The organism is Myxococcus xanthus (assembly GCF_013116825.1).
Taxonomy (GTDB): Bacteria; Myxococcota; Myxococcia; order Myxococcales; family Myxococcaceae; genus Myxococcus; species Myxococcus xanthus_B.
This window is the reverse complement of sequence record NZ_JABFNS010000099.1, coordinates 23185-35527: the sequence shown is the minus strand read 5'-3', so window position 1 is coordinate 35527 and position 12343 is coordinate 23185. Positions and strand designations below refer to the sequence as shown.

General features: G+C 64.3%; 6 protein-coding genes. 5 read left to right on the top strand and 1 reads right to left on the bottom strand.

The features are described from left to right. Positions 1-1479, top strand: a 1479-nt coding sequence (locus tag HNV26_RS25650; protein WP_171452892.1) for an alpha/beta fold hydrolase, incomplete at its 5' end; no start/stop codon positions are given. 118 nt (positions 1480-1597) lie between these two features. Here the strand turns inward: HNV26_RS25650 and HNV26_RS25645 are convergent. Further along, on the bottom strand, positions 1598-2461 hold the full coding sequence (locus HNV26_RS25645) for an N-acetylmuramoyl-L-alanine amidase family protein (RefSeq protein ID WP_171443512.1): 864 nt from the start codon (positions 2459-2461) through the stop codon (positions 1598-1600). Positions 2462-2632: 171 nt separating this feature from the next. On the opposite strand from HNV26_RS25645, the gene HNV26_RS25640 reads away from it, so the two are divergent. From HNV26_RS25640 to HNV26_RS25625, 4 genes are all read left to right on the top strand, one after another. Then, the gene (locus HNV26_RS25640) at positions 2633-3784 is read left to right on the top strand and encodes an SH3 domain-containing protein (RefSeq protein WP_253817026.1); all 1152 of its coding nucleotides are present in this window, start codon (positions 2633-2635) and stop codon (positions 3782-3784) included. Between the two features lie 275 nt (positions 3785-4059). After that, on the top strand, positions 4060-8733 hold the full coding sequence (locus HNV26_RS25635) for a hypothetical protein (protein WP_253817025.1): 4674 nt from the start codon (positions 4060-4062) through the stop codon (positions 8731-8733). Continuing rightward, entirely contained in the window at positions 8733-11282 is a 2550-nt protein-coding gene (locus HNV26_RS25630) for a hypothetical protein (protein WP_171443510.1), read from the top strand. The genes HNV26_RS25635 and HNV26_RS25630 overlap by 1 nt, the downstream gene beginning before the upstream one ends. Positions 11283-11305: 23 nt before the next feature. Beyond that, a complete protein-coding gene (locus tag HNV26_RS25625) occupies positions 11306-12274 on the top strand; it encodes a LysM peptidoglycan-binding domain-containing protein (RefSeq protein WP_171443509.1) in 969 nt (322 codons plus the stop codon). The last annotated feature ends 69 nt before the right edge of the window (positions 12275-12343 follow it).

Here is a 12343-nt window from a genome sequence, read left to right as displayed (position 1 = left end):
CCGGAGATGTGTATCAGAGACAGGTGGCAGGAGGGTGGGCTGCTGGAGTTTCTGGGGCGCCGGGACGCGCAGGTGAAGGTGAGGGGGTACCGGATTGAGTTGGGGGAGGTGGAGGAGGCGCTGAAGCAGCACGCGCAGGTGAAGGAAGCGGCAGCGGTGGTGAGGGGAGCGGGGCAGGAGAAGCGGGTGGAGGCGTACGTGGTGGCGCCTGGAGGAGAGGGAGGGGCACTGAAGGAGTACGTGAGGCAGAAGCTGCCGGAGTACATGGTGCCGTCGGTGGTGGTGGTGCTGGAGGCGCTGCCGCTGACGCCCAACGGCAAGGTCGACCGCAAGGCATTGGCTGATCACGACGTGCGGTCGCGCGTTGCCACCGAGACCTTCGTCACGCCGCGCACGGACGCAGAGCGCGTGTTGGCGGGCATCTTCTCGGAGGTGTTGGGCGTGCCACGTGTCGGTCTTCATGACGACTTTTTCGAACTGGGAGGCCATTCGTTGTTGGCAACCCAAGTCGTGGCACGTGTCCGCACGGAGCTGGGCGTGGACATGCCGCTGCGCGCGCTCTTCGAGGCGCCGACAGTGTTGCGGCTCGCGGTCTGGCTGCTGAGTTCGGACACGGAAGGGGGCGCGCGTGATTGTGTGGCATTGCAGCCTGAAGGTGCCGGCACGCCTGTGTTCCTCGTGCACGCTGTTGGCGGCGCCGTGGGGCCGTACCGTGCGCTGGCTCGGAGCATGGGTCGCGAGCGGCCTCTCTACGCCTTCCAGGCCGCGGGGCTCGATGGACGCGAGCCTCCCCTGGAGCAGGTGGAGGCGCTCGCCCGCCGCTACGTTGATGCAATGCGCGAGCGTCAGCCCAAGGGCCCCTATGTACTGGGGGGTTGGTCCCTGGGTGGGGTGGTGGCGTTCGAGATGGCGCGAGAGCTGGAGCGTCAGGGGCAGTCCGTGGCGCTCCTCGTCCTGCTGGACAGCTTCGCTCCCGACGAGAACGCGCCCTCGCGGGAACCCGATGCGGCGTTGCTGCTCGCGGGGATGGCCATGGACCTGGCACGGACGGCAGGTGTCGAGTCCACCCTACGCCCCGAGGCGCTCTCGGGCCTGACCGAAGAGGCGCAATTCGCCGCCGTTGTCGAGCATGCGCGACAGGCAGGGTGGCTGCCTCCCGAGGTCGAGGCGTCAACGCTCCGTGCCTGGCGTGACGTGACTCGCGCGAACCTGAGGGCGTTGGCGGCCTACCGTCCCGGTCCCGTTCGGTGCCCCGTGTTGTTGCTGCGCGCGAAGGATGCGCAACGCTCCCAGGCGGTAGAGCCGTCCCACGGGTGGGCTCGCTGGGGGCTATCAGGCCTCACCGTGGAGGACGTTCCGGGGGACCACTACAGTGTGCTCAGGGAACCGCAGGTGGAGACGCTGGCACGCCGCCTTGTCGAACACGTCGGCGTCGCCACCGGGCGGAACGAGTCGGCGGGACAGCAAGGCGAGGGATGAGCGAGGACTCCGCCTGGATGGCAACGCCACCATGCCCGCGCACCCATGAATGGCGAGCCATCCACCATGAGGTCCGGTGGATGGCCTGGGGCATGTCAGGGGATGCTGTGGCTCGGGTTCAGCGGGGGCGGGGTGTGCGTGGCTGGGAGGTCGCTTCCGGCGCGAGCACATCCACGAGTCCCTGGGCCACGGCGGCGGCGAAGGCTTCCAGCGTCCGCTGCTCGCGCCACCGTGCGACCTCCTCGAAGTCGAGCGCATGGTGGGTCTCGATGATGACGGAAGGGATGCGCGGCTTTCGCAGGACGAAGATCTGCCTGTGCGTGGGCTCTCGGGCCACGAAGACGCCAGGCTGGGCGGTGTCGATGGCGTAGAGACCCTCGTAGTCCACGCCGTCATAGGGCGGGAAGCCCGCCTGGCCCAGCCTGCGCGCCAGGGCGCGGGCCAGTCCCGCACGTCCGGTCTGGAGGAGCGCGGTGGCTTCCGCGGACTCGGACCAGAGCACGGTGAAGCCAGGGGCTGAGTCCTGCCGGTTGCACTCCTGGTCCGGATTTGGAGACCATGGCGTGGCGGTGCCTCGCGAGTCGGAGTGCAGGCTGAGCATGGCATGGGCGCGCCACCGCTCGGCGGCGGTGACGCGGGTGGGATAGGGGACGCGCTCGCCCGGCCTGCGACTCAGGCGCACCTGGAAGTGGCCGGTTGCCTCCAGCCGCTTCGCCAGGTCTTCCGCCACTCGGAGGGTAAAGGTCTCCTCGTCCTCGCAGGTGACGCCCTTGTTGCCGGTGTTCCCCTCCGCGCCGTGCCCCGCGTCCAGGTAGATGCGTCGCTTTCCAAAGTCCTTGGGGAAGCGCACCTCGGAAATGGTGAGGGGCGCGCCCGGAGCGGGCCATGTGGGAGCGGGAGCGACAGAGGTGGGCTCGGAGGATGCGGCGGGCCTTGCCCACAGGGCGAGTCCCAGTCCCAGCAACAGAAAGGTCTTCGGCATGGTGCTTGAAATGCCAAGAAAGGAGCGTCACTGCGTAGTCTCCCTTGTTGATGGGGTGGTGTGGAAGCCCACGTCGCGGTCTTATTCGACTCACTGAGTAGAACAACTCCTCATGAATCTGCGTCGGACTGGCATGCGAGTGTCTTCAACAGAGGGGGAGGGGGACAGGGCATGAAGACGATGCTGCTAGGTCTGCTGGTGGCCGCCGCAGGGGGAGCGCCGCCGCCGGCATACGTGATGGGTTCCTCGGTGAATCTGCGGAAGGAAGCCGGCAAGACGGCGGAGGTCCTCCAGAAGCTGCCCATCGGGACGGAGTGCCGAACACTGGAGTCCCTCGAGGGGGGCTGGGCCCGGGTGCGCTGCGGAGAGGCGGAAGGCTTCGTGGTGGGGGCGTTTCTGGGCCCCGAGAAGCCTTCGGTGGAGAAGCTCGCCGCGGAGGCCAAGGACCCGAAGCGGACGTTGCTGCAGCGAGAGGAGAGCGCCCTGCGTGCCGCCACGCTGGCTCCGGAGGACGCGGGCCTCCAGAAAGAGCTGGCGACGTTGTTCTTCGAGCGCAACCTGGAGGCCGTCGCGCGGCTGAAGAAACCGAGCCTGCGGAGGCCGTTCGAGTTCGACTGCACGGTGAATGATCCGGCTCGGTGCCTCCGGGGTACGAGCGCGCTCTTTGTCGACGGCGTCAAGGTTCGGGCCGAGACGAAGAAGAATCTGTTTGTCATCGCGTTTGGCGCGGCGGAGACCTTGACGGTCTACCGGGGTCGGTTCCGATTTGACAACAAGCACTTCGAGAGGACTCAGGAGGTTCATGTTCAGGGCGAGGTTCTGGAGGAGGTCACCTCCGCAATCACCCACTCCCTAGATAGGGCTCTCTTCTCAGAGACCGCAATGCCTTCGAAGAACGAGTTGTGGCCAGCCTTCGGGCGATACGTGTTGAGCGAGGCTGCGGCACAGGGCGTTGCGGAAATTTCCTCTGAATGGGCGTTGCTGTCATTGGAGAGTGAGGATGGCGTTCCCAGGGTGCGATGGAACGCTTGTCTGAAGAGACCCTACAAGCTGTTGTTGAGGCGTGACATTCATGGGCGGGTGCTCGTCGTCATCGAGGGCCCGGGTGGCGGCTTGGAGCGGTATTGGGTGACGGCTGCATCGAAGAGTGAGAACGGCCTCGACCTGACGATCGAAGACTTTTACGGGCGGCACGCGCGTCAAGAGCGCTTCAAACTGCCGGAGCCCGGAGCGGACATCGCGTTCTTGGGAAAGGCCGCCTATACATATGCGTTTTCGAAGTATCCCGACACTGGCGGGGAGTGCCTGGAAGGTGGTCCCTGACGCAGGGTTGGTCACGGCTTTGAGCTGCCGTCGGGATGTTTGAAGCAAAGAATTGATCTGGTGCGCTGGGGGAGTGCACAGAGATGAATTGAGTGAACGCACTCATGGGGGAGCGCGTTGTGTCTCGGAAAAATCGATATCCGGCCTTGTGGGACTATGAGTTCCCAGGGCAGCTTTTGTCTGCGCTGGACGAATATCATATCTTGAAGGTCCCATTGCTCGGGCAGCATTACCCGAAAGGGCCGGGGGATTGGTGTGGGCGGACAGCCAGTGCAATGGCCTATAACTATTACCAAGTGGTTCAAGGGGGCGATTTTGCTTCTCGCTTCGTGACGCACTGGGACGGAGGCAAGCCGGGGCAGTTTGTGGATCTGCGATATCCGGGTGGGCAGCGAGCGTTCCATACGAAGCCCACAGCCCCACCCTTCAATGCCAATCTGGGTGGGTATTCGGTCTCGAATCGCAGCCCTGTTCCTGTTCCTATCTCGAGTGTGTCTCCTCCGCAGTTCGGAATGGAGGACAAGCATGCGTTCGAGGCGGGTGATTACAGTGCCTCCAAGGTGCTTGGGTTTGCATACGGCCATGTTCTGCCATGCTCGCTTGAGGATCGGCGCAGGAAGGCGGCGAGAATTGCGAACGATCCGAATTTGATTGAGGGGAAATTATCGCTGATTCTCCAGGCGCTTGTCGCCAATAATCCGGTCATCTTTTATTCGGGATTCTCCGCGAATAAGACTGAGCCCATTCATCTTGTTCTGATTGTCGGATTCGCTTGGCTGGTGGATGCTTCCGGACGTCATCTCTGGCTGGTGGTTGCTGATCCGGCGACACAGAACAAAAAGATTGGTGACAAGAAAGGAAGCGGTCTTTTCTTCCCTCCCGAATCTGGTTCGAGGGATGGAACGGATCTGAATGCGATCGCAAAGAAGCAGGTCACGGGTGAGCACGATCTCATCCGGGTACGCAGAGGCGACTGGGAGAATGCGCAGGCGTCCGTAGTCCTGATTCGTGCCCGCAAGCTGTTCGAGGAGAACACCTATAGCGCGGTGCCTGACGACTTGTTCATGGACTACCGCCACGACGAGCACAAGGGCGGAGCCTTTCTCTACTCACTCCGCCCCACCGTCGTCCCGTCTGGTTTTCTTGAAACCAACGTGATGCGCACGGTCGCGTATCCGTTCGACCACGGGGATACTCGCTTCCGGCCCATCAACTGCTACGCCCTCACGGAGACGGAGATGCCGCCCGGTGGGCTCTTCCCATTGGGAATGCGCCGGAATCTGCATTCGGGAATCCACCTGCCTGCGTCGCATTTCTCGGCGCGCGAGCGGACGACGAACTCCGCAGCCGGGGCCGGCGTGCGAGAGGTTCGCTGCTTTGCCCCAGGTTACGTGGTGGCCGTCCGGTTGGCCCATGGCCTGCCTGCTCCCCTCGAAGAAAAGGAGCGTGTCGAGGATGGGCCGCAGCCGCACGAGTTGGCCCGGGAATTCACGGGCAACCACAACTCCTTCGTCCTCGTCCGGCACGATGTCGAAGAGGCAGTGAAGACGGAGGGCCAGCCGCCGCGGCGTTTTACATTCTACAGCCTCTACATGCACCTCGTTCCTCCGGACTGGAAGGATTCGGACACATACCGGAACGTGGACTGGTTGAAGCTGCTCGTGCGGCGCCACGGCGCGCTGACGGTGGTTGATCCGGCGCATGAGGCGTTTCGCCAGACTCGGTGGTTGCAGGAGTCCCTGCCGGAGGCGGGAGCGGACGTCGTCGAGAAGAAGGGGGGAAGCTACTCCGTCGTGGGGACGGGATTGGGCGTGCCCGAGACACTGCGCCTGGGAGAGGCACAGGGGGATGATGTCCGAGCGCTCTGGAGGCCGGCGGACCAGGACCTGACGGGGATCCATGAAGCACTGCGCGAGGGGCGGATGGTGACGCTGCGCCACCCCTTGCTCAAGCTGGAGGCTGGCGCGGTCCTTGGCTACGTCGACAGCAGGAGCAAGGCCATTGGGGATGGCTTCGTCCACTGGGAAATCCTGGCGCCCTCCGAGCCAGGGCAACTCAAGGCCTTCCTCGACTTCGCGAAGGACGCGCTGGGGCTGGGTGACTTCTTCAAGGTCTTCGAGGAGGCGGACCAGAACAACTTCTTCGACCCGTCGAAGGGAGAACTCGACGCGCTGATGAAGCTGGCGCCCAAGTCGATTCACGCTGCCGGGAACCCCGAAGAGGAGTGTCTCTCCCGCTTCGAGCAGACGTATCACCACGGCGCGCTCAAGGAGATTCTTCGCTCACCTCGCGCGCTCGCGTTTTCGTCCGATGATGCGCCTGGTGATGTCGGCGAGCCTTCGTTTCCCGCGGAGCTTGTCATCACCAACTACAAGGACGCGCTCCCTGAAGGGACTTACTGGCTCAAGCTGACCTTCGAGCCTCCCTTGGGCGAACGGTACGTCGCTTACGATGGAAAACAGAGCCGTCTCAACGTGCGATTGCCGGCTGGGGCTCGACGAATCTTCGTGGAGCCGGCCGACGGCTCCGGCTTTCTGCTGCAGGTGGGCGGTGGTGCTCAGGATGCACTCGCGCAGGAACTCCAGCACTTCAAGAGGCTGGCATCCGTCCGTTGGCGAAACGTGGTGCTCAGGCACCTGAACGAGTGGTTGCCGGAGAGCATCGTCGTTCAGGTGATGAAGCACCTGGAGATTCACGGTCAGCTTCGAATGGGGAGCCAGATCGCCGACATCCAGCAGCCGGACGAGGCCAAGAGGCTGCTGGGGCGCTATGCGGAGGCAGTCGGATTCTGGGCCCACCCGGAGGAAGTGCCCTTCCTCGGGCCCGAGGGGGACAACGGTGGCAAGAAGGCGCTCTTCGCGGTGGCGCCTGACGTCGACCAATTGCCTGCGAAGGGGCTGGTCGACAACCCGCACCCCGTCACCTTCGCCTGGCTCCTGATGCTCATGGTTCGACATGGCCTCGTCCGGTTCTCGGACCTGCCGGCCTGGCGCCCGAGCAACTCGAAGGATGTGCTCGCGGTGGGGTGGCTCCCGGCACGAAGCGCTCATCCCGCATGCCGGGTGGGGGAACTCCTGGACGTGGGGGCCGTGGTGCGCGGGAGCGGAGACGACGAGGTGGAAGTGCATGTGCTGCACGAGGGCACACGCTGCTTCCTCGCGAGCGGAAGTTGCACCGAGGGTGCTTTCTTCGCACAGGTGGAGTTGCCGGGTTGGGGGGCCTGCACGCTCGACATGCCGGGTGCCCGGCTCGTGGGAGCCGCGACATTGGAGGTGCTCCTGCCGGTGTTGCTGGGTGGGCGCGAGTCGACGGAGGTTCCTGGGAGCCAGGTTGTTTCCTCGGCTCGTTACGCTCCCGAGTCTCACAAGGATGGAACGTTCTCCTGGCGTATTCCCTTCAGGGAGAACTGCCCAAAGCTTCTTCGGGGCTGGGTGCTTCTGAGCGCATGGGCGAAGGCCACGAAGCAGGAAGGGCTGCACCCGGAGGCACCTGCGTTCGAACTGGCCCGTGTGGCCATCCCCGTACAGGGACGGGAAGACTCGGCGTTCAATGAGTCCTCCGGACTCCGCGTCGTTGACGGCTTCATTCAGAAAGGGGCGCTCAAGAAGCTGGAAACGTATGTGACGCGGCACTTCACTTACCGCGCCTTCTTGAAGGCCGCTGCTTCCAAGACAGAGCCTCCGTTGGCCTGGGCGCTCGTGGAGGCGGTGGAGCGTGTCCAGTGCGCGTATTCAGAGAAGCAGTTGCTGGCGTTGTCCGCGCTGGCCGAGGACGGATTGTCCATCGTGCTCACGGCCACGAATGCCCGGCGTTTGAAGGATGCCGCCGAAAAGGTTCGAGAGGATGGCTGGTTCACCGCCTTGGAGGACGCGGCAAAGGGGGCGATTCGCGTCCGAGTCCCAGCGCCAGCGGAGGGACGTCATCCTGGTGAACTTGTCATCCGGTTCGACGCCAGCGCTGCTTTCTCGGAGCTGCGGAAGGGCATCCCAGGGACCCATGAGGTCCATGTGAAGTTCGGCGCGTTCTTCCCGAACGGGGGAAGCGCGCGGGACCCGCGTCTGGCGACGGCGGATACGCTGGGGAGCCGGTGTGAACCTGTGACGCTCGACGCGCTGCGGAGCGGCGCCAAAGCGGGGGCGCTGGAGGTGTGGTCCACCGAGGTGTCGGAGGTCCTTCACATCCCTTCGCTCGAAGCGCCCAAGGTGTTCGTCACCGCCCGGGGGATTCAGCTTTCCTCGCGGTTGCTGGGTGGGAATCGGACCTTCTGGGAGAAGGCTCGACCCATCATCAAGGTGGGCCACAGTTCCCTCGATGAAGCCGCCGCACGTCAGTCCGTCATCCAGAATGGGTGCGTGGTGCGGACCTTCGGGTTCGAGGATGCGCAGGTTCAGGGGCGAATTCTCATCCCGACCGCCGAGGTGGTGAACAAGCATGTGCCCCTGGGGCATGAACGGATCGACGTCCAGCCCGCGAAGGGCCGTGCTTACACCATGCAGCGCAACGCCAGGCTGGAAGCTCGGTCTCACTTCCATGAGGCCTTCAGCCTGAAGGTCGCCGTCATGACGGAGGCCGTCCCGGTGAGCAGACCCCTCCGATTGGAACTCGCCAGTCCGTCGCTGCCAGGCGGCCCGCCCGGGCTTCCGCTGAAGCTCAAGAAGGGCAGCGTTGTCTACAAACCGGAGCGCCAAGGGCAAGGTCTGACGGATGTGGAAGGGGTGCTCCATGCGGACGTGGATCTCAATGACGTCGATGCCGCGTTGGAGGGCGCCAGGGAATACGTGCTCCGTGTCGTCCCGATTCATAAGAACGACGCGGATCTTGCTCGGGAGCTGAAGCTCTCGTTGCCCGAGCGGATCGTGCCCCGGGTACACGACGACGTGCGGATTCGCCCCAATCTGTGGTGGTGGTCAGACGACCTGGGGGCCGTGCCCATGAAGGGGGAAGGGTGATGGCGGACACAGCCGTTGCTTCACAGTCACCTGCTGGCGGCGAGCGCTTCGAGCTTCGGCGTGAACCGGGAGCTGAGGGCGTCTTCTATCTCGTCGCCGTGGCCCCCACGGAACTCAAGCTCTCGCTGAAGAGCTACCGGTCCGTTCAGGACAGGATTGCCTTCGTCCTGGAGGGAACGCACAAGAACCTTCCGGCGGACACGGTCTGCAGCGTTCTGATCAAGACGCACGCGCGTGGGATGCCAGCGCGGGAGTACACGCTGGTCAACGTCCCACTGCGTGTCAATGGCAGGTCATGCACGTTGGAGTTCGAGGCGGACATCTACGAGGCGAGCTTCTTCGGCCGGGGCCACGCGGAGATGACCGTCGTCCCCGACTTCCCCTTCGCGCAGGAATGCTGTCTCGAAAAGCCCTTCGAGTTCGACATTCCCCTGGGACTCAGGGGGCTCGACCTGAGCGTCCCTGTCCTGTTTGGCCGGCGGTTCCACTTGAAGCCGGACATGGATGCACGTTTCACCGGCGCGACGCTTCGGCTCTCCATCTACCACTCCGTGGAGCCGAAGCGTGGCGTGGCGCCGAGGATGGCTTCAGAGGAGCAGCGCTATGCCGCGCTGGAATGGGGCTCTTCCGACTTGGGCGCGAAGGACTGGCGAGTTGGCTGCGCCTGGAGTGGGGACGGTCTCCGATTGCCATGGCGTGAGCCCATTCAGGACGAGTACGCCTTCGACCTGCGGCTCGAAGTGGTCCGAGACATCGAGGGGGAGGCGCGGCCCTACGTGGTGTGGGAGCAGCCAAGGGCGTGCGTGTGCCCGAAGCCGAAGCTGACCGGGTTCGAATTCAAGCACCACGCGGTCACCGCGACGGTGGAGCATCTGGATCCGTATTTCGAGCTCCCTCTGGAGCTGACCCACTGGCGGTACGAGGCTCAGACGCGAGGAGAGGCCCTGTCCTTCACCCTGATGGGCCCCGTCTCGCGGCCGGTGTTGGTGAACGCCAACGAGAGGGGCCTGTTCCTACGGCAGTTCCTCGACGCCGAGGACTGGCTGCGCCGGAAGAGCTTCGCCTTGTTGCGGATTCCGCGCTCGTTGACGGGGACCGATGAATACGTGCCCATCCGCTCGGTGCTGGACTTCGATGAGACGCAATTCCTCGCGTTCGAGGACGAGGACCTGTGGCTGGAGGCCCCAACGTCGGCGAGGGCTCCCGCGCGACAGAAGCAGGATCGGGTGCGTCAGGAACTGGTGACGGCACTGGCCTCCGAGGAGTTGGCGGTCCGGCCTTCGCGCATGCCTCGCTTCGGGGACGTCTGGCTGGGGGCTCGCGACAACCACCTGCTCATCACCGTGAAGGTCATCGGGGATCTCGACTACTGGCGCGAGGCCTCGCCTGTTTTTTCGATCTGCGACGACCTGCGTCCCGAGGAGCCAACGGCCTCTCGGGAGACCGAGGTGCTTCGGTTGGATGCGCGGCCCCTTGATGGGAATCCGCGTTACTACGAGGCGCTCGTTCGATTCGACGATCCTCGAATCCGCCAGAAGGTCTTCATCCAGGGGCGAGTCTCAAAGCCGGATGCGCGGCTCTGGGGCGAATGGGTGGCAGCGCCACCGGCCTTCTCCGTGGAGTACCCAGGCGTTCCCCAGCTCCAGGGACTTCGCGCCGAGTTCGTCCAACTCACGGATGATACGTCCATCCTGGAAGTCCGCTGTCAGGCCCTCCACATTCCCAATGGGAAGGAGGGGGATGTCATCGAGTTCCGCCTGTATGAGTTCTTCGCTGACGTCGCGGAGCCCGTTGTCTTCGGTGCCGTGCCCTTCCGGTATGAGGTCGCGAAGGGGGCTGCGGGGCAATGCGACGCTCGTGGACGGGTGGTGGCGCGTCTCCGGGAGCCGGCGCTCGTCGAGCGGATGCGGCGCAAGGGCCGGTTTCGGATTGAAGCGCGCCTGGTAGAGCGGGCGAATGCCAACCATTCCAGCGCGCTTCCTGCCATCCTCCTGGACCTGGAGGGAACACCGCGCCGCATCGAAGGCACGCTCATCTACGGCAGCCACCCGAATGTGACGGAGGCGTTCCGGAGGAAGGTGCTGATCATCGCCGAGCAGCTGGAGATGAATGCCGATGATTTGATGGCGTGCATGGCCTTTGAGACAGGCAATGCCTTCCGGGCCGATACACCGAACCGGGCTGGGCATCAGGCGTTCGGTCTCATTCAGTTCACGGCCATCAATGAAGGAAAAGATGCGCTCGATATCAAGCTGTCCGCACTGGTGCGGATGAGCGCTGTCGAGCAGCTCGACTACGTCGCCAAGTACTTCCGCATGTGGAAGGCACGGTCAAAGCTTCCTTTAGACAATCTGGGTGACGTCTACGCGTGCATCCTCTGTCCAGAAGCACTCGGCAAGGACGCGTCCTTCGTCTGTTACGCCAAGGGGTCGAGGGGCTACGAGCCCAACAAGGGGTTGGACCGCGGCGGCAAGGGCTTCATCACCAAGGCAGACATCTTGGTTCCGGTGGAGCGGCACCTTCGTGAAGGCCAGAAGTTCCGCAAGTAGAGACATCTCATTCAGGTGACAGCATGTTTCTCCACCCTTGTCTGAAAGACGGGTTGCGCGAGTACATTGTCCTCGCGCTCCATGAGGGTCTGCCCAACGGGTACACGCTCGTGACTCCTGCGCGGGGCTGGGCGCTGGAGCGGAGATTGCGCCAGTTCGCGCAGGATTCATCCAACCAGCGGACGCTCCAATCACTGGTCTACATCCATGGACACCGCAGCGGGATGCGCGCGCCGCTGCCGGTGGACGAAGTCGTGCGGCAGGCCGCGCTCCTTCTGGACTCGGGGGTCCTTCGGCTGGCGCAGGCTCCGCCGCGCGAGGCCTCCGTTTCGCCGTCATTCTCCGTTCCCCAGCCTGCGTGTGTGCCTGTTCCAGTGGAGGAGCCGGTCTGGCTACGGCTTCAGGTGGTGGACGACACGACCGATGTGCCCATTGCCGGCATCCAGCTGCGCATCCAGCTCGACGACCAGTCCGAGCATCAGGCCCGGACGGATTCAGAGGGCCGCATCGACCTGAAAGGCGTCCCGAAGGGGGGCGCCGACGTCCTGCCCGACCTCGAAGGGGCCACCCTGGACAACACGTTGGCGCTGGTGCGGACGGGAGGCCCCTGGTCCCAGCAAAAGCCCGCGAAGCGAGGTCAAGCGGCGAGGGTGGCCAGCGCGCCGCGCTTCCTCGCACGTGTCACCCAGCACCGGGTCATCGACGGAGAGACGCTGGAGAGCGTGGCGGAGATGTATGGCCTCACGGTGGAGGAGCTCACCCGCTTCAACTGGAACACCACGGATGCGGCGGACATCGAGCGGCATCTCATCCTCGATGTGGGCTGCACGCGCAGGGGCTCGCGTGGGCAGTACGTCTTCACCCGAGAGGATGACCCCGGCATCCTCTACGTTCCCCGGCCAGAGGCCGTCTCCCGGCTGCCTGTGGAGCACAGCCACATCCTGCGGGTGAAGCGCGTCCCGGAGCCGCGACACTTCCTGTTCTCGCTCTGAACGCCACCTGCCCCGCAAAGACAACGGGCAGGTCCCCGGAAGAAGGGAACCTGCCCGTGTCACTTCCTA